At 60.4% G+C, this 26,863-nt stretch carries 29 protein-coding genes; 17 read left to right on the top strand and 12 right to left on the bottom strand.

Annotation, left to right across the window (positions count from 1 at the left end):
- The first annotated feature begins 121 nt into the window (after window positions 1–121).
- The 6 genes from PGR6_RS18050 to cysG all read left to right on the top strand — a co-directional run bounded on the left by PGR6_RS18050 (window position 122) and on the right by cysG (window position 7,701).
- Window positions 122–2,527, top strand: a complete 2,406-nt coding sequence (locus PGR6_RS18050; protein WP_019580089.1) for a DNA translocase FtsK — start codon at window positions 122–124, stop codon at window positions 2,525–2,527.
- 68 nt (window positions 2,528–2,595) lie between these two features.
- Window positions 2,596–3,219, top strand: a complete 624-nt coding sequence (gene lolA / locus PGR6_RS18045) for an outer membrane lipoprotein chaperone LolA (RefSeq protein WP_018925528.1) — start codon at window positions 2,596–2,598, stop codon at window positions 3,217–3,219.
- A 94-nt stretch (window positions 3,220–3,313) separates the two neighbouring features.
- On the top strand, window positions 3,314–4,636 hold the full coding sequence (locus tag PGR6_RS18040) for a replication-associated recombination protein A (protein WP_064618782.1): 1,323 nt from the start codon (window positions 3,314–3,316) through the stop codon (window positions 4,634–4,636).
- Entirely contained in the window at window positions 4,636–5,010 is a 375-nt protein-coding gene (gene crcB / locus PGR6_RS18035) for a fluoride efflux transporter CrcB (RefSeq protein ID WP_007941127.1), read from the top strand. Before PGR6_RS18040 ends, crcB begins: the two co-directional genes overlap by 1 nt.
- Before the next feature lie 15 nt (window positions 5,011–5,025).
- Window positions 5,026–6,306 carry a serine--tRNA ligase gene (serS, locus tag PGR6_RS18030; protein ID WP_018925530.1) on the top strand — a complete coding sequence of 427 codons (1,281 nt, stop codon included), beginning with the start codon at window positions 5,026–5,028 and terminating at the stop codon, window positions 6,304–6,306.
- A complete protein-coding gene (cysG, locus tag PGR6_RS18025; RefSeq protein WP_019580092.1) occupies window positions 6,307–7,701 on the top strand; it encodes a siroheme synthase CysG in 1,395 nt (464 codons plus the stop codon).
- 55 nt (window positions 7,702–7,756) lie between these two features.
- Here the strand turns inward: cysG and PGR6_RS18020 are convergent, their stop codons facing one another.
- The 8 genes from PGR6_RS18020 to PGR6_RS17985 form a co-directional block, all read right to left on the bottom strand.
- Window positions 7,757–8,758 carry a glutathione S-transferase family protein gene (locus tag PGR6_RS18020; RefSeq protein WP_018925532.1) on the bottom strand — a complete coding sequence of 334 codons (1,002 nt, stop codon included), beginning with the start codon at window positions 8,756–8,758 and terminating at the stop codon, window positions 7,757–7,759.
- Between the two features lie 90 nt (window positions 8,759–8,848).
- A complete protein-coding gene (locus PGR6_RS18015) occupies window positions 8,849–9,850 on the bottom strand; it encodes a glycosyl transferase family protein (RefSeq protein WP_064618781.1) in 1,002 nt (333 codons plus the stop codon).
- Window positions 9,847–10,182, bottom strand: coding sequence for a TusE/DsrC/DsvC family sulfur relay protein (locus PGR6_RS18010; RefSeq protein WP_018925534.1), 336 nt, complete (start codon window positions 10,180–10,182; stop codon window positions 9,847–9,849). Before PGR6_RS18010 ends, PGR6_RS18015 begins: the two co-directional genes overlap by 4 nt.
- Window positions 10,179–10,472, bottom strand: a complete 294-nt coding sequence (tusB, locus tag PGR6_RS18005; RefSeq protein ID WP_064618777.1) for a sulfurtransferase complex subunit TusB — start codon at window positions 10,470–10,472, stop codon at window positions 10,179–10,181. The genes PGR6_RS18010 and tusB overlap by 4 nt, the downstream gene beginning before the upstream one ends.
- Window positions 10,472–10,834 carry a sulfurtransferase complex subunit TusC gene (gene tusC, locus PGR6_RS18000; protein ID WP_064618775.1) on the bottom strand — a complete coding sequence of 121 codons (363 nt, stop codon included), beginning with the start codon at window positions 10,832–10,834 and terminating at the stop codon, window positions 10,472–10,474. Before tusC ends, tusB begins: the two co-directional genes overlap by 1 nt.
- 1 nt (window position 10,835) lies before the next feature.
- Window positions 10,836–11,228, bottom strand: a complete 393-nt coding sequence (tusD, locus tag PGR6_RS17995; RefSeq protein WP_064621317.1) for a sulfurtransferase complex subunit TusD — start codon at window positions 11,226–11,228, stop codon at window positions 10,836–10,838.
- Between the two features lie 98 nt (window positions 11,229–11,326).
- Window positions 11,327–11,656, bottom strand: a complete 330-nt coding sequence (locus tag PGR6_RS17990) for a DUF6388 family protein (RefSeq protein ID WP_019648485.1) — start codon at window positions 11,654–11,656, stop codon at window positions 11,327–11,329.
- 18 nt (window positions 11,657–11,674) lie between these two features.
- Complete coding sequence (locus PGR6_RS17985; protein ID WP_007941139.1) at window positions 11,675–11,923, bottom strand: hypothetical protein; 249 nt, start codon at window positions 11,921–11,923, stop codon at window positions 11,675–11,677.
- Between the two features lie 147 nt (window positions 11,924–12,070).
- On the opposite strand from PGR6_RS17985, the gene PGR6_RS17980 reads away from it, so the two are divergent.
- Window positions 12,071–12,421, top strand: coding sequence for a hypothetical protein (locus tag PGR6_RS17980; RefSeq protein WP_007941140.1), 351 nt, complete (start codon window positions 12,071–12,073; stop codon window positions 12,419–12,421).
- Window positions 12,422–12,482: 61 nt separating this feature from the next.
- On the opposite strand, the gene PGR6_RS17975 is transcribed toward PGR6_RS17980, so the two are convergent.
- Window positions 12,483–12,908 (bottom strand): GNAT family N-acetyltransferase, encoded by a 426-nt coding sequence (locus PGR6_RS17975; protein ID WP_064618773.1) that lies wholly within the window; start codon window positions 12,906–12,908, stop codon window positions 12,483–12,485.
- Window positions 12,909–13,029: 121 nt separating this feature from the next.
- On the opposite strand from PGR6_RS17975, the gene PGR6_RS17970 reads away from it, so the two are divergent.
- From PGR6_RS17970 to PGR6_RS17955, 4 genes are all read left to right on the top strand, one after another.
- A complete protein-coding gene (locus PGR6_RS17970; RefSeq protein WP_018925540.1) occupies window positions 13,030–13,467 on the top strand; it encodes a hemerythrin domain-containing protein in 438 nt (145 codons plus the stop codon).
- A gap of 187 nt (window positions 13,468–13,654) precedes the next feature.
- Window positions 13,655–14,248, top strand: coding sequence for an NUDIX domain-containing protein (locus PGR6_RS17965; RefSeq protein ID WP_018925541.1), 594 nt, complete (start codon window positions 13,655–13,657; stop codon window positions 14,246–14,248).
- A gap of 122 nt (window positions 14,249–14,370) precedes the next feature.
- On the top strand, window positions 14,371–14,910 hold the full coding sequence (locus tag PGR6_RS17960; protein ID WP_026331779.1) for a kinase inhibitor: 540 nt from the start codon (window positions 14,371–14,373) through the stop codon (window positions 14,908–14,910).
- A gap of 5 nt (window positions 14,911–14,915) precedes the next feature.
- Entirely contained in the window at window positions 14,916–15,734 is an 819-nt protein-coding gene (locus PGR6_RS17955; RefSeq protein WP_064618771.1) for a helix-turn-helix transcriptional regulator, read from the top strand.
- A 171-nt stretch (window positions 15,735–15,905) separates the two neighbouring features.
- Here PGR6_RS17955 and PGR6_RS17950 read toward each other — a convergent pair whose 3' ends face one another.
- On the bottom strand, window positions 15,906–16,628 hold the full coding sequence (locus PGR6_RS17950; RefSeq protein WP_018925544.1) for a pirin family protein: 723 nt from the start codon (window positions 16,626–16,628) through the stop codon (window positions 15,906–15,908).
- Window positions 16,629–16,854: 226 nt separating this feature from the next.
- Between PGR6_RS17950 and PGR6_RS17945 the strand changes: the two genes are divergently transcribed.
- Window positions 16,855–17,805, top strand: a complete 951-nt coding sequence (locus PGR6_RS17945) for a GlxA family transcriptional regulator (RefSeq protein ID WP_064618769.1) — start codon at window positions 16,855–16,857, stop codon at window positions 17,803–17,805.
- 184 nt (window positions 17,806–17,989) lie between these two features.
- The gene (locus tag PGR6_RS17940) at window positions 17,990–19,468 is read left to right on the top strand and encodes an ATP-binding protein (protein WP_064618767.1); all 1,479 of its coding nucleotides are present in this window, start codon (window positions 17,990–17,992) and stop codon (window positions 19,466–19,468) included.
- On the opposite strand, the gene PGR6_RS17935 is transcribed toward PGR6_RS17940, so the two are convergent.
- A complete protein-coding gene (locus tag PGR6_RS17935; RefSeq protein WP_064618765.1) occupies window positions 19,433–22,237 on the bottom strand; it encodes an ATP-binding protein in 2,805 nt (934 codons plus the stop codon). The genes PGR6_RS17940 and PGR6_RS17935 overlap by 36 nt on opposite strands.
- A 343-nt stretch (window positions 22,238–22,580) precedes the next feature.
- Here PGR6_RS17935 and PGR6_RS17930 point away from each other — a divergent pair, with 343 nt between their 5' ends.
- Window positions 22,581–23,156 (top strand): flavodoxin family protein, encoded by a 576-nt coding sequence (locus PGR6_RS17930; RefSeq protein ID WP_018925548.1) that lies wholly within the window; start codon window positions 22,581–22,583, stop codon window positions 23,154–23,156.
- A gap of 32 nt (window positions 23,157–23,188) precedes the next feature.
- Window positions 23,189–24,013 (top strand): alpha/beta fold hydrolase, encoded by an 825-nt coding sequence (locus tag PGR6_RS17925; RefSeq protein ID WP_064618763.1) that lies wholly within the window; start codon window positions 23,189–23,191, stop codon window positions 24,011–24,013.
- Window positions 24,014–24,035: 22 nt separating this feature from the next.
- Here PGR6_RS17925 and PGR6_RS17920 read toward each other — a convergent pair whose 3' ends face one another.
- Window positions 24,036–24,500: a helix-turn-helix domain-containing protein gene (locus PGR6_RS17920; RefSeq protein ID WP_018925550.1), complete on the bottom strand. Its 465-nt coding sequence runs from the start codon at window positions 24,498–24,500 to the stop codon at window positions 24,036–24,038.
- Window positions 24,501–24,779: 279 nt separating this feature from the next.
- On the opposite strand from PGR6_RS17920, the gene PGR6_RS17915 reads away from it, so the two are divergent.
- Both PGR6_RS17915 and PGR6_RS17910 read left to right on the top strand, forming a co-directional pair.
- Window positions 24,780–25,775, top strand: a complete 996-nt coding sequence (locus PGR6_RS17915; protein WP_018925551.1) for an MBL fold metallo-hydrolase — start codon at window positions 24,780–24,782, stop codon at window positions 25,773–25,775.
- Window positions 25,776–25,822: 47 nt separating this feature from the next.
- The gene (locus PGR6_RS17910) at window positions 25,823–26,746 is read left to right on the top strand and encodes a LysR family transcriptional regulator (RefSeq protein ID WP_018925552.1); all 924 of its coding nucleotides are present in this window, start codon (window positions 25,823–25,825) and stop codon (window positions 26,744–26,746) included.
- The last annotated feature ends 117 nt before the right edge of the window (window positions 26,747–26,863 follow it).

Raw genomic sequence — 26,863 nt, 5'->3', positions numbered from 1 at the left:
CGGGGCACAGTGTTAAAAGTAGTCCCGGTTGGGACTGTTAACTTTTTTACCTGCCTGGATTGGGCAGTTTTTATAGTCATTCAACAGATGGACGCGCCAAGGGCGCAGGAAAAGAAGCGTTTTGAAGAAATCCACCGCAGCACCTAAAACAGTCGTTCCGCTCTGGCGCCAGCAATTGCACTACCGGCTCAAGGAAGGTGCATTGATCGCCATCGGCGCCTTGTGCCTGTTCCTGATGATGGCCTTGTTGACCTATGGCAAGGACGATCCGGGCTGGAGCCACAACAGCAAGATCGACGATGTACAGAACTTCGGCGGGCCTGCCGGTTCTTACAGCGCCGACATCCTGTTCATGGTCCTGGGTTACTTCGCCTACATTTTCCCGCTATTGCTGGCGATCAAGGCCTATCAGATCTTCCGTCAGCGCCACGAGCCATGGCAGTGGAGCGGCTGGCTGTTTTCCTGGCGCCTGATCGGCCTGGTGTTTCTGGTGCTGTCGGGCGCGGCGCTGGCCCATATCCATTTCCATGCGGCGACCGGTCTGCCGGCCGGCGCCGGCGGCGCTTTGGGTGAAAGCCTCGGCGACCTGGCGAAGAATGCGCTGAACATTCAGGGCAGCACGCTGTTGTTCATTGCGCTGTTCCTGTTCGGCCTGACGGTATTCACCGATCTGTCGTGGTTCAAGGTGATGGACGTCACCGGCAAGATCACCCTCGATTTGTTCGAATTGTTTCAGGGCGCGGCCAATCGCTGGTGGGCAGCCCGTACCGAACGCAAGCAACTGGTCGCCCAGCTGCGTGAGGTCGACGATCGCGTGCATGACGTGGTTGCGCCGACGGTCACCGATAAACGTGAGCAGGCCAAGGTCAAGGAACGCCTGATCGAGCGCGAGCAGGCCCTGAGCAAGCACATGTCCGAGCGTGAAAAGCAGGTGCCGCCGGTGATTGCTCCCGCACCGCCGAAGCCGGCCGCTCCGAGCAAGCGCGTGGAAAAAGAGAAACAGGCGCCGTTGTTCGTCGACAGCGCCGTGGAAGGCACCTTGCCGCCGATTTCGATTCTCGACCCGGCGGAAAAGAAACAACTCAATTATTCGCCTGAATCCCTGGCGGCCGTCGGCCACTTGCTGGAAATCAAGCTCAAGGAATTCGGCGTCGAAGTCTCGGTGGATTCGATTCACCCGGGCCCGGTCATTACCCGTTACGAAATCCAGCCTGCCGCCGGGGTGAAAGTCAGCCGCATTGCCAACCTGGCGAAAGACCTGGCCCGTTCCCTGGCCGTGACCAGCGTGCGCGTGGTGGAAGTGATTCCGGGCAAGACCACGGTCGGTATCGAGATCCCTAACGAAGACCGGCAGATCGTGCGGTTCTCCGAGGTCTTGTCGACCCCCGAGTACGATAACTTCAAGTCTCCGGTCACCTTGGCCCTGGGTCATGACATCGGCGGCAAACCGGTCATCACTGACCTCGCGAAAATGCCCCACTTGCTGGTGGCCGGTACGACCGGTTCCGGTAAGTCGGTGGGTGTGAACGCGATGATCCTGTCGATCCTGTTCAAGTCTGGCCCTGAAGACGCCAAGCTGATCATGATCGACCCGAAAATGCTTGAGCTGTCGATCTACGAAGGCATCCCGCACTTGCTGTGCCCTGTGGTCACCGACATGAAGGACGCCGCCAACGCCTTGCGCTGGAGCGTCGCCGAGATGGAACGGCGCTACAAACTGATGGCGAAGATGGGCGTGCGTAACCTGTCGGGCTTCAATGCCAAGGTCAAGGAAGCCCAGGACGCCGGCGAGCCGTTGAGCGATCCGCTGTACAAGCGCGAAAGCATCCACGATGAGGCACCGCTGCTGCAGAAGCTGCCGACCATCGTCGTGGTGGTCGACGAATTCGCCGACATGATGATGATCGTCGGCAAGAAGGTTGAAGAGCTGATCGCGCGTATCGCGCAGAAGGCGCGTGCGGCGGGCATCCACCTGATCCTCGCGACCCAGCGTCCGTCGGTGGATGTGATCACCGGTCTGATCAAGGCGAACATCCCGACCCGTATGGCGTTCCAGGTATCGAGCAAGATCGATTCGCGGACCATCATCGACCAGGGCGGCGCCGAACAACTGCTGGGCCACGGTGATATGTTGTACATGCCGCCGGGCACCAGCCTGCCGATTCGTGTTCACGGCGCATTCGTGTCCGATGACGAGGTGCACCGGGTGGTTGAAGCCTGGAAATTGCGCGGCGCGCCGGAATACAACGATGACATCCTCGCCGGTGTCGAAGAGGCTGGTAGCGGCTTTGAAAACGGCGGCGGTGGCGGTGAAGATGATGCCGAAACCGACGCGCTCTACGACGAAGCGGTGCAGTTCGTCCTGGAAAGCCGTCGCGCATCCATCTCCGCGGTTCAGCGCAAGCTGAAAATCGGCTACAACCGCGCGGCGCGCATGATCGAAGCCATGGAGATGGCCGGGGTCGTAACGTCCATGAACACCAACGGTTCGCGTGAAGTCCTGGCCCCTGGCCCGGTGCGCGACTGATCCGGTATTGAAAGGGGCGGCGTCTTGAGGCGCCGCCCGCACTCCCACGAATGTTTATGAGGACTCCCATGCGTCTTATCCGCATGCTGTTGCTGCCGGTACTGGCTCTGACCACGCTCTCGGCCCACGCCGACGACAAGGACGTGGCGCGTCTGACTCAACTGCTGGAAAAATCCCAGACCCTGACCGCGCGCTTCTCCCAGCTGACCCTCGATGGCAGCGGCACCCAGTTACAAGAAACTGCAGGTGAAATGTCCTTGCAGCGCCCGGGCCTGTTCTACTGGCACACCAACGCGCCGGCCGAGCAAACCATGGTATCGGACGGTAAGAAAGTGACCCTGTGGGACCCGGATCTGGAACAGGCCACCATCAAGACTCTTGATCAGCGTCTGACCCAGACCCCGGCGTTGTTGCTGTCCGGTGACGTGTCCAAGATCAGCCAGAGCTTTGACATCAGCGCCAAGGAAGCCGGCGGCGTGATCGACTTCACCCTGAAGCCGAAAACCAAGGACACCTTGTTCGACAGCCTGCGCCTGTCGTTCCGCAATGGTCTGGTCAATGATATGCAGATGATCGACAGCGTCGGCCAGCGCACCAACATCCTGTTCACCGGCGTGAAGGCCAACGAGCCGATCCCGGCCTCCAAGTTCAAGTTCGACATCCCCAAGGGTGCCGATGTGATCCAGGAGTAAACCTGTAGAAGCGGGCTTGTGTGGCGAGGGGGCTGCTCTTGTCACAGGGTGTTCGCCAAACTTGAGAATTGACTCGAGGTTTTAAAAGTACGTGATGGACCTGTTTCGCAGTGCCCCGATTGCTCAGCCCTTGGCCGCCCGTTTGCGTGCGGCCAATCTGGACGAGTACGTCGGTCAGGAACACGTGCTCGCTCGCGGCAAACCTTTGCGCGAAGCCCTGGAGCAGGGTGCCCTGCACTCGATGATTTTCTGGGGGCCACCGGGCGTGGGTAAAACCACCCTGGCGCGGCTGCTGGCGGAAGTCTCGGATGCGCACTTCGAAACGGTTTCGGCGGTGCTGGCCGGGGTCAAAGAGATTCGTCAGGCGGTGGAAGTCGCCAAGCAGCAGGCCGGGCAGTACGGTAAACGCACCATCCTGTTCGTTGATGAAGTGCATCGCTTCAACAAGTCCCAGCAGGATGCGTTCCTGCCATACGTTGAAGACGGCACGCTGATTTTCATCGGCGCGACCACGGAAAACCCCTCGTTCGAACTCAACAACGCGCTGCTGTCCCGGGCGCGTGTCTATGTGCTCAAAAGCCTCGACGAAGCCGCCCTGCGCAAGCTGGTGCATCGCGCGCTGACCGAAGAGCGCGGGCTGGGCAAGCGGCAACTGACCCTCAGCGACGAGGGCTTCCAGATGCTGCTGTCCGCCGCCGATGGCGATGGCCGGCGTCTGCTCAACCTGTTGGAAAATGCCTCGGACCTGGCCGAAGACCACAGCGAAATCGGCATCGACCTGCTGCAAAGCCTGCTCGGCGACACCCGGCGGCGTTTCGACAAGGGCGGCGAAGCCTTCTACGACCAGATATCCGCGCTGCATAAATCGGTACGCGGTTCCAACCCTGATGGCGCGCTGTACTGGTTCGCGCGAATGATCGACGGCGGCTGCGACCCGCTGTACCTGGCCCGGCGCGTGGTGCGCATGGCCAGCGAAGACATCGGCAACGCCGACCCTCGCGCCTTGAGCCTGTGCCTGGCGGCGTGGGAAGTGCAGGAGCGCCTCGGCAGCCCCGAAGGCGAATTGGCGGTGGCCCAGGCCATTACCTATCTGGCTTGCGCGCCGAAAAGCAACGCGGTGTACATGGGCTTCAAGGCCGCGATGCGCAGCGCTACCGAACACGGTTCGCTGGAGGTGCCGCTGCACCTGCGCAATGCGCCGACCAAGTTGATGAAGCAATTGGGCTATGGCGATGAATATCGTTACGCCCACGATGAACCGGATGCCTACGCCGCTGGCGAAGATTACTTCCCGGACGAGTTGGAGCCACAACGGTTCTATCAACCCGTGCCCCGCGGCCTGGAGCTGAAGATCGGCGAAAAGCTCAACCACCTCGCGCAGCTTGACCGTCTAAGCCCCCGACAGCGGAGAAAATAGTGATTCCCTTGATTGTTGCGGTTTCTGTCGGTGGTGTCGCCGGCACGCTGTTGCGCTTCGCCACCGGTAACTGGATCAACGCGAATTGGCCGCGGCACTTCTATACCGCGACGCTGGCCGTTAATATCGTGGGCTGTTTGCTGATCGGCGTTCTATACGGCCTGTTTTTGATTCGCCCGGAGGTATCGTTTGCGGTACGCGCCGGGTTGATCGTTGGCTTCCTCGGGGGGCTGACGACTTTTTCATCCTTTTCACTGGATACGGTGCGCCTGCTGGAAACCGGGCAAGTGCCGCTGGCCTTGGGCTATGCGGCCATCAGCGTATTCGGCGGGCTGCTCGCCACCTGGGCTGGCCTGTCCTTGACCAAACTTTGATAACGAGAAACCGACATGCTCGATTCCAAACTGTTACGTAGCAACCTTCAGGACGTAGCGGACCGCCTGGCATCCCGTGGCTTTGCCCTGGATGTTGCGCGCATCGAAGCGCTGGAAGAACAGCGCAAGACCGTCCAGACCCGCACCGAAGCTCTGCAGGCTGAACGTAACGCGCGCTCCAAATCCATCGGCCAGGCCAAGCAGCGCGGCGAAGACATCGCGCCGCTGATGGCGGATGTCGAGCGCATGGCGGGCGAGTTGAGCGCCGGTAAAGTCGAGCTGGACGCGATCCAGACCGAGCTGGATTCGATCCTGCTGGGTATCCCGAACCTGCCGCACGAATCGGTGCCGGTCGGCGATGACGAAGAAGGCAACGTTGAAGTGCGCCGTTGGGGCACGCCGAAGGCTTTCGACTTCCCGGTTCAGGACCACGTGGCCCTGGGCGAGAAGTTCGGCTGGCTGGACTTCGAAACCGCCGCCAAACTGTCCGGCGCCCGTTTCGCCCTGCTGCGCGGCCCGATTGCTCGCCTGCACCGTGCACTGGCGCAGTTCATGATCAACCTGCACATCAACGAACACGGTTACGAAGAGGCTTACACGCCTTATCTGGTACAAGCGCCGGCCCTGCAGGGCACCGGTCAGTTGCCGAAATTCGAAGAAGACCTGTTCAAGATCAGCCGCGACGGCGAAGCCGATCTGTACCTGATTCCGACCGCTGAGGTGTCGCTGACCAACATTGTGGCCGGCGAAATCGTCGATTCGAAACTGCTGCCGATCAAGTTCGTGGCACACACGCCGTGCTTCCGCAGCGAGGCTGGCGCGTCGGGTCGCGACACTCGCGGGATGATCCGTCAGCACCAGTTCGACAAGGTCGAGATGGTCCAGATCGTTGAGCCGTCGACCTCGATGCAAGCGCTGGAAAACCTGACCGCCAACGCCGAGAAAGTCCTGCAACTGCTGGAGCTGCCATACCGCACCCTGGCGCTGTGCACCGGCGACATGGGCTTCAGCGCGGTCAAGACCTACGACCTGGAAGTGTGGATTCCGAGCCAGGACAAGTATCGCGAGATTTCGTCGTGCTCCAACTGTGGCGACTTCCAGGCCCGCCGTATGCAAGCGCGTTTCCGCAACCCGGAAACCGGCAAGCCTGAGCTGGTGCACACCCTGAACGGTTCCGGCCTGGCGGTCGGTCGTACCCTGGTGGCGGTACTCGAGAACTATCAGCAGGCCGACGGTTCGATCCGTGTCCCTGAAGTGCTCAAGCCGTACATGGGTGGCCTTGAGGTCATCGGCTAAATGGACTATCTGCCGCTGTTCCATAACCTTCGCGGCAGTCGTGTGTTGGTCGTCGGCGGGGGGGAGATTGCCTTGCGCAAATCCCGCCTGCTGGCCGAAGCCGGTGCGCTGCTGCGGGTGGTCGCACCTGAAATCGAACCGCAGTTGCGTGAGCTGGTAGCCGGCAGCGGTGGCGAGTGCCTGGTGCGTGGCTACGTCGAGGCGGATCTGGACGGTTGCGGGCTGATCATCGCCGCCACCGACGATGAACCGCTGAACGCGCAAGTCTCCGCCGATGCCCATCGGCGTTGCGTGCCGGTCAACGTGGTGGACGCGCCGGCCCTGTGCAGCGTGATCTTCCCGGCGATCGTCGACCGTTCGCCGCTGATCATTGCCGTGTCCAGTGGCGGCGATGCGCCGGTGCTGGCGCGGTTGATTCGCGCCAAGCTGGAAACCTGGATTCCTTCCACTTACGGTCAACTGGCCGGTCTGGCGGCGCGTTTCCGCAACCAGGTCAAAGGCCTGTTTCCGGATGTGCAGCAGCGTCGGGCGTTCTGGGAGGATGTGTTCCAGGGACCGATTGCCGACCGACAACTGGCCGGGCAGGGCGCCGAGGCCGAGCGCTTGATGCTGGCCAAAATCAATGGCGAAGCCCCTGTGGCCACTGGCGAGGTTTATCTGGTGGGCGCCGGGCCGGGTGATCCCGACCTGTTGACCTTCCGCGCCTTGCGCCTGATGCAGCAAGCCGACGTGGTGCTGTATGACCGTCTGGTGGCGCCGGCGATTCTGGATTTGTGCCGTCGTGATGCCGAGCGGGTCTACGTCGGCAAGCGCCGCGCCGATCACGCCGTGCCTCAGGAACAGATCAACCAGCATTTGGTGGATCTGGCCAAGGCCGGCAAGCGCGTGGTGCGCTTGAAGGGTGGCGATCCGTTCATTTTCGGGCGTGGTGGCGAAGAGATCGAAGAACTGGCGGCCCATGGCATCCCGTTCCAGGTCGTGCCGGGCATTACCGCTGCCAGCGGTTGCGCGGCGTATGCCGGGATTCCGCTGACTCACCGCGATTACGCGCAGTCAGTGCGGTTTGTCACCGGGCACCTCAAGGACGGTTCCACCGATTTGCCGTGGGCCGACCTGGTCGCGCCGGCGCAAACCCTGGTGTTTTACATGGGGCTGGTGGGCTTGCCGATCATCTGCGAGCAGTTGATCAAGCACGGTCGCGCGGCTGATACCCCGGCGGCGTTGATCCAGCAGGGCACCACGGTCAATCAGCGGGTATTTACCGGCACCCTGGCCGACCTGCCACGGCTGGTGGCGGAGCATGAAGTGCATGCGCCGACACTGGTGATCGTTGGGGAAGTGGTGCAACTGCGCGAGAAACTGGCGTGGTTCGAAGGGGCTCAGGCGCAGGTCTGAATACCGAGTCGCTTTCATGTGATCGTTCCCACGCAGAGCGTGGGAACGATCAACCTCAGGCCTTGCGCCAAACCCCTTTCCCGCTCAACCGCCCCCGATCATGTGCCCCGGTGAAATCCTGCGCCGGCCCTTTCGGCACAATCCCGGTCGGATTGATGGTCTTGTGGCTACCATAGTAGTGGTTCTTGATGTGGGTGAAATCCACCGTCTCGGCAATCCCGGGCCACTGATAAATCTCCCGTAGCCAGTTCGACAGGTTCGGATAATCGGCAATCCGCCGCAGATTGCATTTGAAGTGGCCGTGATACACCGCATCAAAACGAATCAGCGTGGTGAACAGGCGAATATCCGCTTCGGTCAGGTATTCACCCGTCAGGTAACGGTTCGCGCCCAGCAGTTGCTCCAGCCGATCCAGCTCGGCAAACAACTCATCGAACGCCTCTTCATAAGCCTGCTGCGAGGTGGCAAACCCGGCGCGATAGACGCCGTTGTTCACTGCTGGATAAATCCGCTCGTTCAGGGCGTCGATTTCGCTGCGCAGCGGTGCCGGGTAGAAATCCAGGTCATTGCCGGTCAAGTCATCGAACGCACTGTTGAACATGCGGATGATCTCCGCCGATTCATTGCTGACGATGCGGTTGGTCTGTTTATCCCACAACACCGGCACGGTGACGCGGCCGGTGTAGTCGGCGGTATCGGCGGTGTAGCGCTGGTGCATGAAATTGAAATGATCGAGCTTGTCGCCGGTCGATCCGAGGTTTTTATCGAAGGTCCAGCCGTTTTCCAGCATCAACCAGCTGACCACCGACACGTCGATCAGGCTTTCAAGGCCTTTGAGTTTGCGCAGGATCAGCGTGCGGTGGGCCCACGGGCAGGCGAGGGACACATAGAGGTGATAGCGACCGGCCTCGGCGGCAAAACCACCGACGCCGCTCGGGCCTGGCTTGCCATCGGCAGTCAGCCAGTTGCGACGCTGCGCCTGTTCACGCTGGAACGCGCCATCCTTGCTGCTTTGGTACCACTGATCCTGCCAGCGACCTTCGACTAACAAACCCATGTGCCTGACTCCTCAACCTATAAGCGTTGGAGAGGAGTCTATGCGCATAGGTTCGAACAAAAAGCGCAAAGGTTGGGCTGTTATGATCGATTAAATCGATCGGTCCCGGGCGTCCCAATATTGCTGGGCGGTTTCGAAGGCTTGTTCGCGGGGCTGGCCGAGGCCGCGCAAGGCCAGGGCCATGGTCGAGATCAGCGCCATTTGCGGGTAGCTGTCGACCACGTCGCCACGCCATACGGCTTTCAAGTGCTCCGGGTCCAGGCTCGCCGGTTTGACGTGGCGCTGGCTCGACAGCTGCGGCCATTCTTCATCCCAGCTTTCGCCGCCGGTGGTGCCATACAGGTGACTGTCGGCGTCCGGGTTGATCTCAATCTCGCCGCCATCGCCCTTGACGACGATTGCCGTGTCCCCGAGCAGACCGCTGGCATCGCGATGCACCGCCTGGTAGCCGGGGTGGAAAATGCTTTGCAGGCCACAACGGGCGCCCAGCGGGTTGAGAATCCGCGCCAGGGAATGGATCGGCGAGCGCAGGCCCAGAGTGTTGCGCAGGTCGATCATTCGCTGAAGCTGGGGGGCCCAGTCCACCAATGGCATGAACGCCAGACCGCCCTGATCGAGGGCCGCACCGACCTGCTGCCAGTTGCGGCACAACGGTATGTTCAGCGTCTCGAGCAGTTGCTCGCTGTACAACCGCCCCGCCGTGTGCGCGCCGCCGCCGTGCATGAAGATGCGCACGCCGTTCTGCGCCAGGCACTTGGCCGCCAGCAGATACCACGGCAAATGCCGCTTCTTGCCTGCGTACGTCGGCCAGTCCAGATCGACCGCCAGTGCCGGTGGATTCAGGCGTTCACGCAAGGCTTCGGTGAACCCGGCCATTTCCTCGGCGCTCTCTTCCTTGTGCCGCAACAGCATCAGGAACGCGCCGAGCTGGGTGTCCTCGATCTTGTCGTCGAGCACCATGCCCATGGCCTCGCGGGCTTCGGCCCGGGTCAGATCGCGGGCGCCGCGTTTGCCTTTGCCAAGGATCCGCACGAACTGGGCGAACGGGTGCTCGGCGGGCGTTTCGAGGGTCAGCGCTGGATAGTCGGTCATAAGCAATTCGTCGGTTTGGGCAGGCCCGCCAGTTTTGCGGCGAGTTTGGCAGGGGTGCCTTTGAACAGTCGGTTCAGGTGCAGGCTGTTGCCCTTGTCGGGGCCGAGCTTCAATGCGGTGTACTTGATCAGCGGGCGGGTGGCCGGGGACAACTGGAATTCGTCGTAGAAACTGCGCAGCAGTTCGAGGATTTCCCAATGTTCCGGGCTCAACTCGATGTCTTCGGCGGCGGCGAGGGCGGTGGCCACCTCGGTAGACCAGTCGCTCAGTTCCACCAGGAAGCCGTCCTTGTCCAGTTCAATGGCGCGGGCGCCAACGGTCAGGGATTTCATAGCCAACTGTTGACCTTGTCATAGTGAATCGACAGTTCGACGAAGGCCGGGTAGTCAATGGCACTGGCCCAGTCCGGAACTTGCAGAGCCCGGGCCTGCGCGTCTTCGGCCAGTACGAACAGTTTCAGGTTGCGAGCATGCAAAGAGCTGAATGGCGCGGTGCCTGGCTGCAGGGCATAGGTCGCATCGCCACTCAGCAGCAGCGCATCGTTGGGGCCGATCACGCGCAGGCAACTGCTCAGGCGCTCGTCGCCGAATGGGGAATGAGACAACACATGCAAAGTCGACATCAGAGGGTGATCACCTGGTCGTAACGGTCAATAAGGGCGGTGATGTCCTGGGCGCTCAGTACCTGGGCTTCTTCAAGCGACAGACCTTTGGGGGCCAGGCCTCGGGCCGCTACGCTGTCAGCGCACACGAACAGGTCTTCGACGCCAAACATCGGCAAGGCTTGCAGGTTGGCGCTCAGGTCTTTCTGCTGCAACGCCTTGGCGTCCTGTTTCGCAGCGAGCTGGAACACGCCGTCATCAAGAAACAGTAGCCCGATCGGCAGATCGAAGGCGCCGCCGGCCAATACAATGTCTAGCGCTTCCCGCGCATTCGGCCCGGACCACGGCGCCTGACGGCTGATAATTAGCAAGGATTTAGCCATCTCACGCGCCTCCGAAACAGATCAGGCGGTCAGCGTCCTGCACCGCGTCATGCAACTGGCCAAGGCCGGACAATTCCCACGGCGCGCCCACGGCGACCGCTTCACGCTGATAGCGCTGGGCTTCTTCCTCGTTCAGCACGCCACGACGCAGGGCGGCGGCGATGCAGACCACGCCATCGAGTTGATGCTCGCTGACAAAGTTGCGCCATTGCTTGGGCAAGTCCTGCTCATCCTGAGGAGTGACCACACTGCCGGACGCGTTGTAGACGCCATCCTGATAGAAAAACAGCCGGACAATTTCATGTCCGCCGGCCAGCGCGGCCTGGGCGAACAGCAAGGCACGGCGCGAGGAGGGCGCATGGGCGGCGGAAAACAGCGCAATGGCGAATTTCATGACGGACTCGATCAGCAAAACTGCGGCCATGATAAAGCTTTATCGGCAGGGCGGCGAAGGGCGTTTACTCGCAGACCGAGTCGCTGCCATCGCGAGGATTATTTGGTCAGCCCGTACAACTCGCAATACTCAAGCCAGTTCATGCCGGCCATCTCTGCAACTTCCTTGTGCACTTCCATGCGTTGGGCCTGATATTCCTCGGGCGTGGCGGTGGTCAGTTGCAGTGTCAGCTCCCAGGCAAACAAACCCAGGCGCTCGGCCTCGGCTTCGAACGCTTCATGCAAGCGTTCGTCGCGGTACTGCGCCATCGTCTCGCCTTTGGCCTGGGCGAGCAGGGGATTGAGATTGTCGAGCTCAAGACGCAGCTCAGGGCGTTCATCGAGAAATTTCCTCAGCGCCTGTTCGTGTTGCTGTTCGGTTGCCGCCATGGTCACTCCTTGAGGGGATTACGAAGACTGCTTTTTGCTCGCCTTGGCAGCCGCAGCCAGACACTCAAGGGCAAACTGCTCGGTGTAGGTCATCTGGATTGGCGTGGTTTCGCCTTTGACGGTTCTTTCGCCGTCGAGAATGTAACGAATCCGCTTGTCGGTGACGCCAATTCGCTTGGCGATCCAGGCCGGCGTCTGGCCGATCTGGCTGATCAGTTTGTCGGCGTAGTCGGTGGAGGGTTTGTAGAACTCGGCATTGGGTGTCATGGCTTTCCTGAAAAATGGGCGATGCGAGGCTATCGGCGCGACAGGGTGCGCGAATCGTTGCGCGGTGTCGCGGTATAAATGAAGTAAAGCAGAACGATACGCCGCGCCGCGGTGGTACAGTCCGCTTTTTCCTGATGAGCGAACGCAATGCGAATTCTGATGGTGGCGCTGGCCGCAACCTTGCTGGCGGGCTGCGCCGGATCGGCGATGAACGACGCCCGCACCAAAACCCCGTACAAAACCCTGACCTCGGACAAACCGGAAAAAGTCGTCGCCCAGTGCGTGCAGTTTGCCTGGCAGGACGAGGCGGTGTTCGGCGTCGATGCCGGTGCGTATTTGCAGCCGGGCAAGAAGGGCGGCTCGACGGTCTACACCCGTTCGGCCGAATCTTTCGTGGACGTGACCAGCGATGCTTCAGGCACGGCCTTGAGCTACTACGCCCAGCATGATGATTTTGTTGCCAAGCGTCGTTTGGCGGCGTTGGCGACCTGCCTGTAAGAGGTTTATGAGGCAGTCCCCCTGTGGGAGCGAGCAGGCTCGCTCCCACAACGTTTGCGTTTTAATCAATCAAACGCTTCTGGAAAAAGAAACGCTTATGGCCTGGCGGATAATCGGCAATCTGCCCCAGTTCGCTGAAGCCGTGTTTTTTGTAGAACTCCGGCGCCTGGAAGTCGAAGGTGTCCAGCCAGATCCCGATGCACTCTTTCTCCCGCGCCAGGTCTTCGGCCATCTGCATCAGCTTCGAGCCCAGCCCTTGGCCCCGTGCCTGGTCCGGCACCGACAACAACTCAATGAAAAACCATTGGTAAAACACCCGGCCATAAAGCCCGCCGAGAATCTCGTCGTTGTCATCGCGCACCAGCAAGGCAATCTGCTCTGACACCGTGGGCCCGGCCTTTGAGGCGTTGTAGGCGCGCAGCGGTGTGAGGATTGCTTCGCGCTCTTCCTGAGTGGCGTTTGTCGACAGTTCAATTCGCAGGGTCATGGGCTACATCCATATGGCAAAGAGGGAGCCTATCGCGATCGCAGTTTGTTTGGAACTCCCGGGTGCGCCGGGAGGTCTAGCCTCAATAATGTCATTCGCAATGCACCCATGAGGACCGCCCGTGGATATCTTTGAAGCCTTGCGCGAAAGCCATGATCGCCAGCGTAGCTATGCCGTCGCCCTGATCAAGACCCACGGCGACACCCCAGAACGGCTAGAGGCTTACAAACAGCTCAAAGCCGAACTGCACGCCCACGCAACGGCCGAAGAACGCCATTTCTACATCCCGTTGATGGCATTCGACAATGGCATGGACCTGAGTCGCCACGCCATTTCCGAACACCATGAAATGGACGAAATGATGGAGGAACTGGACGAGACTGAGATGTCCAGCGCCGCTTGGCTGATCACTGCCAAAAAGCTCTCGGAAAAGGTCCATCACCACCTGAAAGAGGAAGAGCAGAAGTTCTTTCAAATGGCCGGCAAACTGCTCGACAACAAGCAAAAGGAATCACTCGCCGGGCAGTACCAGAAAGAATATAAGGCGCAGTTGCCCTGACCTGAAGCACGCAATCATTTGTTGCTTTGGCGTGTAGGCCAATTGGATTTCAAGTAACACCGACCCTCTGAATCCGTTCTGAAGGATTGGACAGAGCGTTAGAAAAAAAGAAGCCCGGCAACCATGCCGGGCTTTTCTGTTTTCGCCTAACATGGACGTCTTCTGACGAAAATAGGGATGGATTGTCATGTCGAACACAGCCGAGCGGGTCAACATCATCGAGTCTCAGGTGTTGTCCCACAACTGGTATCTGCTGAAGAAAATCACGTTCGATTACCTGCGCAACAACGGCGACTGGCAGCGCCAGAGCCGCGAGGTCTACGACCGTGGCAACGGCGCGGCGATTCTGCTGTTCAACCGCGAGAAGAAAACCGTCGTGCTGACTCGCCAGTTCCGGTTGCCGGTGTTCGTCAACGGCCATGATGGTTTGTTGATTGAAGTGGCGGCGGGGCTGCTGGAAGGCGCTGCGCCTGAAGAGCGCATTCGCGCTGAAGCTGAGGAAGAAACCGGCTATCGCGTCCACCATGTGCAGAAGGTGTTCGAGTCCTACATGAGCCCCGGTTCGGTCACGGAGAAACTGCATTTCTTTATTGCCGAGTACGACGCCTCTTCGAAAGTCAGCGAGGGCGGTGGGCTGGAAGACGAAACCGAAGAACTGGAAGTGCTGGAGTGGAAATTCGACGACGCCCTTGAGGCGTTTTATCGCGGGGAGATCTGCGATGCCAAGACCATCATGCTGCTGCAGTATGCGGCGATGAAGGACATTTTCGGACCGGTCTGAGTCGGCGGGGTGTGCCTGGATCGAGAGAGCGTTCAGGCACAATGGTCGAGCGTTTCGGCACAGTAATCAGCCTTTGCTCTCTCTAGACTCGTGCTTCACGCCAAGACACCGATGAGGTCACGATGAACATCCGAATTATCCTATCCGCTTTGTCCATGGGGGTCGTCCTCACTGGGCACGCAGCCGACTTCTCGCTGACAAGCCAGGATATTGCTGAAAATCGCCCGCTGACCAGTCGTGAGGTATTCCAGGGTTTCGGTTGTGAAGGGGGTAATACGTCTCCGCAACTGTCCTGGTCCAACGCCCCGGCGGAGACTAAAAGTTACGCGATCACGGTCTATGACCCTGATGCGCCGACCGGCAGCGGCTGGTGGCATTGGACAGTGGTCAACTTACCGGCTTCAACCAAAAGTTTGCCAAGCGGAGTCGGTTCGAACCTGCCTGCCGGTGCCGTACAAGGACGAACCGATTATGGCCAACCGGGATTTGGCGGAGCGTGCCCTCCTGTGGGGGATAAGCCCCATCGCTATCAATTCACCGTATGGGCGTTGAAAGTCGATAAGCTGCCACTCGACAGCCAGGCCAGCGGAGCCTTGGTGGGCTATATGCTCAATGCCAACGCCTTGGCCAAAGCGACCATCACTTCAACTTACGGACGTTAAGAACGATGCGCCCTTGTGACGGCATCCAGCACCAGGAAAACATTATCGATGCGTGTGTCATCCGGGCGCGGCAGCCTCATACCTTGCAACGGGTGCCGATATTCGCGACTGCCTTGTGTCGAGTGCGACAGGGGGAAAAACTGTTGCAATGGGATGACCGGGAGATGCGCGCTGGGCCGCAACATCTGATTCTGTTGCCGGCCGGGCGTGAGCTTGGTATCTCGAACTTCCCCGGTCTTCACGGTCACTACATCGCCGATGTCGTGACCTTTCCCGGTTCGACACTGCGCAACTTCAGCAGCCGATATGGCCGGCAGATCATGAATGGTCACCGTGCCCCGAAGACAGATCTGTGTGTTCCTCTGGACAGGCACACGACGCAGGCATGGGATCAATTACTGGCCGCCATCAATGCCAACGCGCCGGATGCATTACGCACCCACTATGGGGAAGCGGTTCTGCTCAGCCTGGGCCTCAATGGCCAGGCCGGACCGCTGCTGATGGATCGCAATGATCCACTGTGCGAGCGTGTGCAGCAGTTGCTGATGGGCAGCCCTGAGAGCGACTGGACGGTTGCGAGCGTCGCTCAACACCTGAATCTCGGTGAGTCGACTTTGCGTCGCCAACTGGCCAATGAGGGGAGCAGCTTCAGGAATATTCTGGAAAGCGTTCGACTGGCGACCGCGTTGCAATGGTTGCAAACCACTTCCCGGCCCATCGGTGAAATTGCCGGTGCCAGCGGCTACGCCTCGGCCTCACGTTTTGCCGTGCGCTTTCGCTCACATTACGGCCTGTCGCCACGGGAATTGCGGGCGGCGATTTAGGTATTCCTGTGGCCTGTAGGAGCGAGGCTTGCCCGCGAAGAATGCGCCGCGGTTTTTCAGGTATTACGCGTCATCGTTCTTCGCGGGCAAGCCTCGCTCCTACAGGATTTTTGTCGCGGCCAAAAAACGGCCTTGATCAGGCCGTTTTTTTGCGGGCGTTGAACAATGGGATCACGGCATTTCCGGCAATTCCTGCGGCCGTAAATCAAACACCAGCACCTCGGCATCCACGCCATTGCTCAAGGTCAGCACCTGTTCTTTGCGAACCCGTACGCCGTCGCCTTCCTGCAGCTGCAGGCCGTTCAGCTCGACACTGCCCCGCGCCACATGCACATAGGCGTAGCGATCGGCAGCCAGTTCCAGCGTGGCGCTTTCCTTGCCGTCGATCAGGCCGGCATACACCCGCGCATCCTGCCGGACTTTCAACGAGCCCTTGGCCCCATCCGGGGAGATGATCAACTGCAAGCGGCCGCGTTTTTTCTGGGTGCTGAAATGCTCTTGCTGATAACGCGGTTTGGCGCCGCTGACGTCAGGCACGATCCAGATTTGCAGGAAGTGCACCGGGCGTGTCGATGAGTGGTTGTATTCACTGTGCGCCACGCCACTGCCGGCACTCATCAGTTGCACGTCGCCAGGGCGGATCACCGAACCGGTGCCTAAAGTGTCCTTGTGTTCCAGCGCGCCTTCGAGCACGTAGGAGAAAATCTCCATGTCGCGATGAGGGTGTTGTCCAAAGCCTTTGCCTGCGGCTACGCGGTCGTCGTTGATCACCAACAGGTCGGAAAAGCCCTGTTCCCGTGGGTTGCGGTAGTTGGCAAAGGAAAAGGTATGGAACGACTTCAACCAACCGTGATTGGCCGCACCGCGATCCGAAGCTTTGCGAAGGGTCAGCATGATGAAATCTCCTGTCAGGACGTGAATTCGTCCGAGTGAGGAGAAGGTTAATGTTTACCATAAAGTGCAGTAAGTAGATGAAAATTGAAATACTGTCTCGTTCAGGTTGACAGTTGTGTGAACAGGTTCATGTATGCTTGTTGTTACATGTGGCCATAATGTCGGGCGCCAGACCCGTGGGCGGCGCAATGGTATTGAACAGTTCTCTATTAGTGACCTTGAACCCATGAAAACCGTGGCAATGGTGTTGTTCCCAGACTTTCTCCTGCTCGACATGGCCGGCCCCATGGAAGTGTTTTCCATCGCCAATCGTTATCTGCAACCGGCGGACCGATATGAGCTATTGACCATCGGCACCGTGCAGGGCGCATTGCGGGCCTCCAACGGCGTCAGTGTCCAGGCTGATCTGCACATTGATCAGGCGAACGGGCGCTACGATGTGTTGCTGGTGCCGGGCGGGCCGGGGGCCTACAACGAAAAGTATCCGCCGCTGCTCGACTGGCTTCGGGGAGCCATCAGCCGTGCTGACCGATATGGGTCGATCTGCACCGGCGCGTTCGTGCTCGGGCATGCCGGATTGCTGGACGGCTTTCGCGTGACCACTCACTGGCATTACACCGAACGACTGATCAAAGGCTTCCCCAAGGCTGTCGTCGAGACCGATCAGATTTTCGTGCAGGACCGCAACCTCATCACTTCCGGCGGTGTCACCGCCGGTATCGACCTGGCGCTGGCGGTGGTTGCCCAGGACCACGGCAAGAAAGTCGCCCAGGACGTCGCCAAAGTGCTGCTGGTAGTGATGAAACGCCAGGGCGGGCAGGCGCAGTTCAGTCCGTTGATGGCCGCGGTGGGCCCCCAGGAAACGCCGGTCACCCGGGTGCAGAACCATGTGCTCGAACACCTCGACGAAGCGTTCGGTATCGAGCGTATGGCCAGTCTGGTGAACATGAGTGCGCGGCACTTCGCCAGGGTTTTCACCCGGGAAGTGAATATGACGCCGATGGAGTTTCTGCAAAGCGCGCGCATCGATCACGCCAGGAATCTGTTGGAAACCAGCGAGCTGCCGCTCAAGACCGTAGCCTATAAAAGTGGCTTCGGCAGCGTGCGGCACATGCGATTTCTTTTCAGTGAAAAGCTCGGCCTGACCCCCACCCAGTATCGCGAGCAGTTCAGTTAACGCGCTGTTGTCCGTCGTGCGCACCGCGATGACCGTGACGCTCCTCCCATGGCCGTTGTACCGTCACCCATGCCTGCCAAGATACCCGTGAACTCTTTTTTGGGAGGTGCGGGGCCTGGATGGGCGGGATCGAGGGAGCTTGCAGTTCCTTGAGCCGAGCCAGGTTTTCAGCACATGAACGTGCATGAACAACCTCAGAGAGATAAACAGTGACACGGTGCTGCGGTTCGGGCCCTACGCATTCCACTTGCATCAGCGGTTGATCCTGGACGGTGATCGGCCGCTGCGCATGGGCGGGCGAGCCCTGGACATTTTGCAGGTGCTGGTTGAGCACGCTGGTGCGGTGGTCAGCAAAGAGGCGCTGATTGCCCACGTATGGCCGACCTCGGTGGTCGAGGAAATCAACTTGCGCGTCCACATTGCCGCTCTGCGTCGAGCGCTCGGCGATGGGCCGAACGGGCAGCCTTATATCGTTAATATTCCCCAGCGCGGTTATAGCTTCATCGCCCCGGTGCAGCACGATCGGGCGGGCACGCCGGTGCTGGTCGAAACCGTGCACAAGCCTCAACACAACTTGCCTGCGCGGCTCACACCGGTGACCGGTCGCGACTCGATCGTCGGCAGCGTGGTTCGGCAGTTGCCGGTTCGACGCTTCATGACCCTGATCGGCCCTGCTGGCATCGGCAAGACCACCGTGGCGTTGCGCGTGGCCGAGTTGCTGTTGCAGCACTATCGGGATGGTGTCTGGATGGTTGACCTGGCGGCCATCGATGACCCGTCGCAGCTTGTCGATCATCTGTCGCGCACGCTGGAACTGGACATTGGCGCAAAGGCGTTGGCGCAACGGCATGCCTTGGTGGTGCTCGACAACTGCGAACACCTGCTCGAACGTTGCAGGACAGTGGTGGACGATCTGTTGGCCTCGGCACCTCGACTGTCGATCCTCGCCACCAGTCGCGAACCGCTGCGAGCAGCGGGGGAAACGCTGCTGCGGTTACCGCCCCTGACGGTGCCGCCAGCCTCGGTGATTTATAGCGTGGACGAGGCCATGGGGTATTCAGCGGTGCAGCTGTTGGTCAGCCGCGCCCGAGCCCGTCAGCAAGGGTTTGCCTTGCGTCAACAGGATCTGAAGGCTGTGCGTGAAATCTGTCGTCGGCTGGATGGCTTGCCCCTGGCCATTGAGCTGGCGGCGGCGCAGATCGATGCATTGGCGCTGGTGGGGTTGCAAGCGCAACTGGGCAACTGTTTTCAGCTGTTGAGCCAAGGTCGACGCACCGCCGTGCCACGGCATCAGAATCTCAAAGCCGCACTGGACTGGAGCTATGAACGGCTGAGCCCGTTGGAACAGATCGTGTTGCAGCGGCTGGCGGTGTTCAAGATGGCGTTCACCCTGGACGCAGCGATTGGCGTGGTCAGTGGCGCGATGTTGCTGCCCGCAAGCCTGGTCAACGTGGTGGAGAGTCTGGCGAATAAATCGCTGCTATCGGTGGAGCAGGGCAGCGGCGTGACGCGCTACCGTTTCCTCAATACCACGCGCACCTACGCCCTGGAGAAACTCGAAAACAGCGGTTACTTGCGTGCCTTCGAACTGCGTTATGAGCGCTACATCAGCCGGGCCCACGGGACATCAGTCGGGCAGGTCGCGCTGCAACTCGTCGAGTAACCGCCGGACTTTGATCAGGTCCGGTGTGGCGAAGCCTTCGGTGAAGCGCTGGTAAATCGGCGCCAGCAACTCATGGGCTTGCCGGAAGTGGCCCTGACGCTGCCACAACTGGGCCAGCGATGTCGCACTGCGCAGTTCCCAGGCCAGCGCTCCCTGGGTTTTTGCCACGGCTAAAGCCTTGAGCAGCACCGCCTCGGCCGCGTCAGCACTGCTCGGGCAATCCTGCGCCAGTAACGCGTCGGCCCGAGCCCGCAGAATTTCTGCCGTGCTCCAGCCCGCCGCGCCGTTTTCGGCCCGCTCCAGCAACGCATCATCGATGAAACGGCTGCCCAGAGTGACCATGATTTCCTTGACCAACCCGGTGTCCGTTCGCGGGGATGAGGGCGCATCAGTTCCGTCGATCACCTGCGCGTAATGTTTAGCCCAGGTGTAGAACAGCAACACCGAGTGTTTCTTCGCCTGCTCAAGCAGCAAGGCCAGGAGCTCGCGGGCGACCGGCGTGTTGCCGTTGTAGTGGGCGATCAGGCAACCGGACAGCGCCAGGGTGTAGCAGATGGACGTGCCATGATTGATTTGCATCGCGATGTCGAGCGCCTGTCGTGCGGTATGCCAGGCTTTTTCCGGGAGCCCTTGCAGCCAGAGAATGCGCGCCAGAATCGTCAGGGCCGCCACGCTCTGGTCGTATTGCACGCCAAAGCCATGGGTGAAGCGGTTGAGCTGGCCGCTCTGGGCCAGACGTTGAATGACCTGTTCGGCATTCTCCCGCGCCAGTGCCTGATCCCCGGCAAAATGCAGGGCCAGGACCCGCAAGCGTTGGGTGCTGAGGGCCATCATCGCGTCGTCGTGCGGCCTCAACCGCTCGAATTGTCGGCTCTGCTCCAGGGCCAGTTGGTAGTGGCCGCAACTGAGATCAATCGCCAGGTGCCCGGAAATCGCTTTGAGCTGACCGGCCATATCGTTGCAGTGTTCGGCCAGGTGTTTGGCGCTGACGAAGGCTTCGACGGCTTCGGTGCTATTGCCCTGGGTGTGGTAGCAGGAACTGCCGAGGGCAAGCTTGAGGTTCATGGTCAAACGCGGACAGGGCTGGTGCGTCGCTTCGAGCAACGCCAGGGCTTTGCGCACGTACGCGCCGTATTCCTTGAGCAGCGACAGCTCTTGCCAGAGCGGTGCCGAGGTCGCGGCGAGACGGATGGCCAAGGCCTGCGGCCCTTGAGCGTTCAAGCCCCAATCCAGGACTGCACGAATGTCGTCCAGGCTGCGGGCGTAACGCTCGGTCCAGCGCTCGCTCTGGGTGTGTTCCCATTCACTTTGCGCCTGCTGCATCAAGGCCAGGCAGCATTCGGCGTGGCGCTCTCGGGTGTCCGCCAGCTCTTGGGCCTGGTCGAGTTTTTCCAGCGCATAGCCACGCGTGGTGTCGAGCAGACGGTAGAACACTTCTTCATCGCCGACTTCCACGTTCAGCAATGACTTGGCCACCAATTGGGTAATCGAGGCAAACACCACATCGGGCTCGACGTACTGGCCGACAATCACGGCAGCCGCCGATTCCAGGGTAAAAGCGCCCCGGAATATCCCCAGTCGGCGCAGGCACGTCTGCTCGCAGGCATTGAGCAGTTCGAAGCTCCAGTCCAGCGTGGCGCGCAGGGTCTGATGGCGGCCCATGGTGGTCGGGCAGCCTTGGGCGAGCAGGCGAAAGCTGTCTTGCAGTTGCGACAGCAAGCCGCTCAAGCCCAGGTTGCCGACCTGCGCCGCTGCCAGTTCGATCGCCAACGGAATGCCGTCCAGACGTCGGCAGATTTCAATCGCCAGCGGCAGATCGGCTTCGCTCAGTTCGAAGCTGTCGTGGCTGGCCATCGCCCGCTCGACAAACAATTGCAGCGCCGAAAACGTCAGGGCCTGAGCGCGGTCGAGCACGGCGATGGGCGGCGGGCAGTCCAGTGATTCCAGGCGCTGCACGTATTCGCCTTCGGCCCGCAGGCTTTCGCGACTGGTAGCCAGAATGTGCACTTGGGGCGCCGCGCGCAGGATGCTTTCGCTGAGCAACGCAATGGCATCGATCAGGTGTTCGCAGTTGTCGATGACCAGCAGCATCTGCCGTTCGCGCAAGCATGTGGCGAGCCCGTTCATGGGGTCGGCGTCATGCAACGGCAAGCCCAGCGCTGTCGCCAGGTGCGCGCCGATCATCAAAGGGCAGTTGATCGGTGCCAGGTCCACCAGGCGAATGCCGTCTCGATAGCGACCGATCAGTTGCTCGGCGACGCGTAGCGCCACGGTCGTCTTGCCGATCCCGCCGGGGCCCACGAGGGTGATGAAACGTTGCTGTGAGAGTTGCGCCAGCAGTCTGTCGACCAGGGCCTGACGGCCGATCATGCGAGTCCGGCGCACCGGCAGGTTATGGCCGCCCGGTTCATTGGCGTCGTTTTGGGGATGTTGTTCGATGGACTCCAGGGAAAACGGCGCGACAAAACTGTAGCCGCGCTGGGCGACGGTGACGATGTAACGCTGGCCGGCCTGACCGTCACCGAGGGCTTTGCGCAGTGCCGCCATGTGCACGCGCAGGTTGGTGTCTTCCACTACGCTTTTGGGCCAGACCCGCGCGATCAGTTGCTGCTTGCTCACCACCTGGCCTGCGTGCTCCAGCAACATCAACAGAATGTCCATGGCTTGCCTGCCCAGGCGCAGGGGCTGGTCGGCCTCCATCACCAGGCGTTGGCCAGGGTAGATCCGGTAGGGGCCGAAATGGATGGCCTGTTCGGGGGTAAGGGTCAACGGGTCACTCCTGCTTGCATCCGTCTATCGCGCGGTATCCAGGCATATTCCTAAGGTTTTTTCGGTAGCGCAACGTGGCGTCATACATCTCGGCAGCAGGTGCAACGGCTGCGGCCTTGCCGTCGGTGCCCGGCGGCCCCGTATTTATTGGACTCAGCGCTGGTGAACGGCACGCCGGGGCCATGGGTGTACGGCAGAAAATTAACAACGTTTAACTCGTACCGATCCGGTCTACGCTCAAAAATCCATTTCTTCAAGTAGCCGAAGGTATCGGCCTTTTTGCAACAGAAAGTGCAACAAAAAGCGTGCCGCAAAAAGGACGAACACTTCTGGAGGAGCCGGAATGAGCAACGTGGTGGTGGTCTATCACAGTGGTTACGGGCACACCCGGGTCATGGCCGAAGCCGTGGGCCTGGGGGTGGAACGACACTTGGGCAGCACCTGTCGGCTGATTCCGGTGGAGGAAGTGGACGACCACTGGGAGCGCTTGCACCGTGCCGATGCAATCATCTTCGGCGCCCCCACCTACATGGGCAGCGCCTCGGCAGCCTTCAAGGGTTTCATGGAGGCCACCGCCTCGTTCTACCTGGCCCAGCCCTGGCGCGACAAGCTCGCTGCCGGGTTTACCAACTCCGGATGCCTGTGTGGCGACAAGCTCAATACCTTGCTGCAGATGGCGGTGTTCGCCGCCCAGCACTCGATGATCTGGGTCGGCCTCGACCTGCTGCCGGCGCGCAGCAGCCTCGGCCTGTTCGACGGGCAGTTGAACCGGCTCGGCAGTTCGCTGGGGGCGATGGCCCAATCGAACGTCGAGCAATCCCCCGAATTTGCTCCGCCCCTGGAAGACCGCCGCACCGCCGCACATTTGGGCGAGCGGGTGGCGCGCCTGGCCGAACGCCTGGCTCAAACCTCTTGTTAATCGTCGTAAACCCATGCATCAGGAGAGTCGTAATGAGCACCTTTACTACCCGAGACGGCACCGAGATTTACTACAAGGACTGGGGCACCGGTCAGCCGATCGTCTTCAGCCACGGTTGGCCGTTGAACGCCGACAGTTGGGAGTCGCAGATGATCTTCCTGGCCTCCAAAGGCTACCGGGTCATCGCCCATGACCGCCGTGGTCACGGTCGTTCGAGCCAGCCATGGTTCGGCAACGAAATGGATACTTACGCCGATGACCTGGCGCAGTTGATCGAGCATCTGGATCTGCAAAACGCTGTGTTGTTCGGTTTCTCCACTGGCGGTGGCGAAGTGGCGCGCTACATCGGTCGCTACGGTACTGGACGCGTGGCCAAGGCCGGGCTGATTTCATCGGTGCCGCCTCAGATGCTCAAGACCGAGGCCAACCCGGGCGGCCTGCCGATGGAAGTGTTCGACGGTATTCGTCAGGCGTCTTTGGTCGACCGTTCGCAGTTGTACAAGGATCTGGCCAGCGGTCCGTTCTTCGGTTTCAACCGGCCGGGTGCCAAACCTTCGCAAGGCATGATCGACTGGTTCTGGCTGCAGGGCATGGCTTCCGGCCACAAGAATGCGTACGACTGCATCAAGGCGTTCTCTGAAACCGACTTCACCGAAGACCTGAAGAAGTTCGACGTGCCGACCCTCGTGGTGCATGGCGACGACGATCAGGTGGTGCCGATTGAAGCCTCGGGCATCGCCTCGGCAAAACTGGTCAAGGGCTCCACATTGAAAGTCTATCCGGGAGCTCCACACGGCCTGACCGATACCCACAAGGATCAACTCAACGAAGATCTGCTGGCGTTCATCAAGGGCTGATCAAAATCAAAGGCGCCGGCGCCTACAGGGACATGTGAGCACCTGTAGGCGCTGGCGAAGGCTGCGATCTTTTGCTGTTGTGAGAGGGAAGAGTACGCATGGCACGGCAGCGCCAGGCAAACGGTGTGATGCCTTCGCTGCGGGTGAAGATATGGGAGAAATGCGCCTGGTCGCAGAAGCCACATTCCAGGCTGATTTGCGTCAGGGTCAGGTCGGTGTCCTGGATCAATTGTTTGGCCCGGGCAATGCGTTGCTGTCGGATCCAGTCCTGCGGCGAAACACCGGTGCTGCATTTGAACGCACGGGAAAAATGACTGCGCGACAGGGCACAGACCCGTGCCAGTTCGGTCACTTCCAGGGTGTCGTCGAGGTGGTCGAGGATCAGTTGCTTGACCAGAGTTTCGCGCCAGGGGCTAAGGCCCCCCGTGGTTTTCTTTTGCGTTTCAATGGCACACGCCTTGATCGCGTTTTGCTGAATGAGAGCCATGGCCAATGTCCGTGTCGATGGGCGCGCGCGGATGCACTGCACGGTGGGTCAGCACGTTCCCTTGTCTGAAAAACAAGTCTGCGCAGAAGGCTTCATTCTTGGCCGCGAGGACTTTGGCTTGCGAGTTAAACGTTGTTAATTCCGCAGTCAGGCTTAAGGGTGAAAATGCGCCAACTGAGCACATCACTGCAATTCGCTCCGATGCACGGTCATGCAAGATGGGCGACGTGTAGCGGCCTGGACTGGGCCGCTTTTTCTGGCTCGATCAAGGGTGATCTCATGAAGCAATCCCGCGTTTGCACACTTGGCGGACTTGGCCTGGCATTGGCGCTGATGTCTGGCATCAGCCTGGCCCAGGCACCGGCTCAGGTGAACACTCAGGTGCCCGGTTATTACCGGCTCGCGGTGGGCGACTACGAGGTGACGGCGTTGTTCGATGGCTACAACGACCTGTCGCCCAAACTGCTCGAGGGGCTGACCCAAGACCAGATCCGCGCGTTGCTGGCTCGTCGTTCGATTGAAACGCCGGGGGTGCAAACCGCGTTCAATGCGTTTCTGGTGAATACCGGCAAACAATTGATTCTGGTGGATACCGGAGCAGGGCAGTGCATCGGTGCCACGGCGGGCCAACTGTCGGCGAACATGAAAGCCGCCGGTTACCAGCCGGAACAGGTCGATACCATCCTGCTCACTCACCTGCATCTGGATCATGTGTGCGGGTTGGTGGATGGGCAGCAAAAGCCCGTGTTCGCCAACGCAACGGTGTACGCGGCCAAGGCAGAAGCCGATTACTGGCTTGATCCCCAGGCCATGGCCAAGGCACCGGCCGGTGCCAGGGAATTCTTCAAGATCGCCCAGGACTCAACCGCGCCGTATATCGCGGCGGGCCGTTTCAAAACCTTTACTGCCGGGCAGTCGCCAGTGCCGGGCGTTGTCGATGCCGAGCTGGAGGCCGGGCACACACCGGGCAGTACCACGTATCGGTTCAACTCCCAAGGTCAGAGCATTCTGTTCATGGGCGATCTGGTGCATAACCTGGCGGTGCAGTTCGAGCATCCTGAGGTGTCAATTCGTTTCGACGTCGACAATCAGCAGGCGATCAAGAGCCGCGCCAAGGTGTTCAGCGATGCGGCGGCCAGCAAGATCTGGGTCACGGCGGCGCATTTGCCGTTTCCGGGTGTCGGCCATATCACCGCGGTGGACAAGCATTTCCAGTGGGTACCGATCGAGTACGGGCCTTACAAACGAGCGGCGAAAGTGCCGATGATCGAGTAAAGTCCGACACACTTGCGCCTGGCTGAACACAAAAGGGAACCGTGCCCATGAACCGTAACGATCTGCGCCGTGTCGACATGAACCTGCTGGTGATTTTCGAAGCGCTGATGTTCGAAAAGAACCTGACCCGAGTCGCCGAAAAACTGTTCATGGGCCAACCGGCGGTGAGCGCCGCGCTGGGCCGGTTGCGTGATTTGTTCGACGATCCGTTGTTGCTGCGCAACGGTCGCGGCATGGAACCGACGGCGCGGGCGCTGGCGATTCTCAAGGAGCTGCAACCAGCGATGGACACCATCTCGGGGGCGGTCAGCCGGGCCAAGGAATTCGACCCGGCCAGCAGCTGCGATGTGTTTCGTATCGGGCTGTCGGACGACGCCGAGTTCGGGCTGTTTCCGCCGTTGCTGCGCCAGTTGCAGGAAGAGGCACCGGGGATCGTGGTTGTGGTACGCCGTGCCAATTATCTGTTGATGCCGACGTTGCTGGCGTCGGGGGAAATCTCGGTGGGGGTGAGTTACACCACGGATCTGCCGGCCAATGCCAAACGCAAAAAACTGCGCGACATTCCCTGCAAAGTCCTGCGCGGCGATGACCGCCCGGAGCCGCTGACCCTCGACGATTACTGCACACGACCCCATGCGATGGTGTCGTTCTCCGGCGACTTGAGCGGCAACATCGACGTCGATTTGGCCAAGGTCGGCCGCACCCGCCGCGTGGTGCTCGGCGTACCGCAATTCAGTGGTTTGCGCGCGTTGCTCGCTGGCACGGAAATGATTGCCACTGTCCCGGACTATGCCGCGTGCGCGTTGGTGGAAGGCTGTGCGTTGCGGGCTGAAGATCCGCCGTTCCCCATCGACGCGGCGCAACTGTCGATGGCCTGGAGCGGGGTGCATGACAACGATCCTGCCGAAAAATGGCTGCGGTCGCGGATCAGCCAGTTCATGTCGGCCTCGCTGGATATTCCGGCTGTGTAAGGCGAAACCGCGCCGCGCCGTTCGTCCGAAACAGCCGCACACCTATAAGTTCTGACAGTAGCGCGTGCCCGCGCGTCGGTGTGTGATTCATTCAATGCTCTTTCGGGGGCCGGATCG

It is taken from the genome of Pseudomonas sp. GR 6-02 (assembly GCF_001655615.1).
GTDB lineage: Bacteria > Pseudomonadota > Gammaproteobacteria > Pseudomonadales > Pseudomonadaceae > Aquipseudomonas.
This window is presented reverse-complemented; position numbering and strand designations above follow the sequence as displayed.

Bases quoted from the DNA above. Each gene is read 5' to 3' on its own strand.
- lolA (WP_018925528.1), top strand. From the start codon at position 2,596: ATGCGTCTTATCCGCATGCTGTTGCTGCCGGTACTGGCTCTGACCACG.
- PGR6_RS18040 (WP_064618782.1), top strand. From the start codon at position 3,314: ATGGACCTGTTTCGCAGTGCCCCGATTGCTCAGCCCTTGGCCGCCCGT.
- serS (WP_018925530.1), top strand. From the start codon at position 5,026: ATGCTCGATTCCAAACTGTTACGTAGCAACCTTCAGGACGTAGCGGAC.
- cysG (WP_019580092.1), top strand. From the start codon at position 6,307: ATGGACTATCTGCCGCTGTTCCATAACCTTCGCGGCAGTCGTGTGTTG.
- PGR6_RS18020 (WP_018925532.1), bottom strand. From the start codon at position 8,758: ATGGGTTTGTTAGTCGAAGGTCGCTGGCAGGATCAGTGGTACCAAAGC.
- PGR6_RS18015 (WP_064618781.1), bottom strand. From the start codon at position 9,850: ATGACCGACTATCCAGCGCTGACCCTCGAAACGCCCGCCGAGCACCCG.
- PGR6_RS18010 (WP_018925534.1), bottom strand. From the start codon at position 10,182: ATGAAATCCCTGACCGTTGGCGCCCGCGCCATTGAACTGGACAAGGAC.
- tusB (WP_064618777.1), bottom strand. From the start codon at position 10,472: ATGTCGACTTTGCATGTGTTGTCTCATTCCCCATTCGGCGACGAGCGC.
- tusC (WP_064618775.1), bottom strand. From the start codon at position 10,834: ATGGCTAAATCCTTGCTAATTATCAGCCGTCAGGCGCCGTGGTCCGGG.
- tusD (WP_064621317.1), bottom strand. From the start codon at position 11,228: ATGAAATTCGCCATTGCGCTGTTTTCCGCCGCCCATGCGCCCTCCTCG.
- PGR6_RS17990 (WP_019648485.1), bottom strand. From the start codon at position 11,656: ATGGCGGCAACCGAACAGCAACACGAACAGGCGCTGAGGAAATTTCTC.
- PGR6_RS17985 (WP_007941139.1), bottom strand. From the start codon at position 11,923: ATGACACCCAATGCCGAGTTCTACAAACCCTCCACCGACTACGCCGAC.
- PGR6_RS17980 (WP_007941140.1), top strand. From the start codon at position 12,071: ATGCGAATTCTGATGGTGGCGCTGGCCGCAACCTTGCTGGCGGGCTGC.
- PGR6_RS17975 (WP_064618773.1), bottom strand. From the start codon at position 12,908: ATGACCCTGCGAATTGAACTGTCGACAAACGCCACTCAGGAAGAGCGC.
- PGR6_RS17965 (WP_018925541.1), top strand. From the start codon at position 13,655: ATGTCGAACACAGCCGAGCGGGTCAACATCATCGAGTCTCAGGTGTTG.
- PGR6_RS17960 (WP_026331779.1), top strand. From the start codon at position 14,371: ATGAACATCCGAATTATCCTATCCGCTTTGTCCATGGGGGTCGTCCTC.
- PGR6_RS17955 (WP_064618771.1), top strand. From the start codon at position 14,916: ATGCGCCCTTGTGACGGCATCCAGCACCAGGAAAACATTATCGATGCG.
- PGR6_RS17950 (WP_018925544.1), bottom strand. From the start codon at position 16,628: ATGCTGACCCTTCGCAAAGCTTCGGATCGCGGTGCGGCCAATCACGGT.
- PGR6_RS17945 (WP_064618769.1), top strand. From the start codon at position 16,855: ATGAAAACCGTGGCAATGGTGTTGTTCCCAGACTTTCTCCTGCTCGAC.
- PGR6_RS17940 (WP_064618767.1), top strand. From the start codon at position 17,990: ATGAACAACCTCAGAGAGATAAACAGTGACACGGTGCTGCGGTTCGGG.
- PGR6_RS17930 (WP_018925548.1), top strand. From the start codon at position 22,581: ATGAGCAACGTGGTGGTGGTCTATCACAGTGGTTACGGGCACACCCGG.
- PGR6_RS17925 (WP_064618763.1), top strand. From the start codon at position 23,189: ATGAGCACCTTTACTACCCGAGACGGCACCGAGATTTACTACAAGGAC.
- PGR6_RS17920 (WP_018925550.1), bottom strand. From the start codon at position 24,500: ATGGCTCTCATTCAGCAAAACGCGATCAAGGCGTGTGCCATTGAAACG.
- PGR6_RS17915 (WP_018925551.1), top strand. From the start codon at position 24,780: ATGAAGCAATCCCGCGTTTGCACACTTGGCGGACTTGGCCTGGCATTG.
- PGR6_RS17910 (WP_018925552.1), top strand. From the start codon at position 25,823: ATGAACCGTAACGATCTGCGCCGTGTCGACATGAACCTGCTGGTGATT.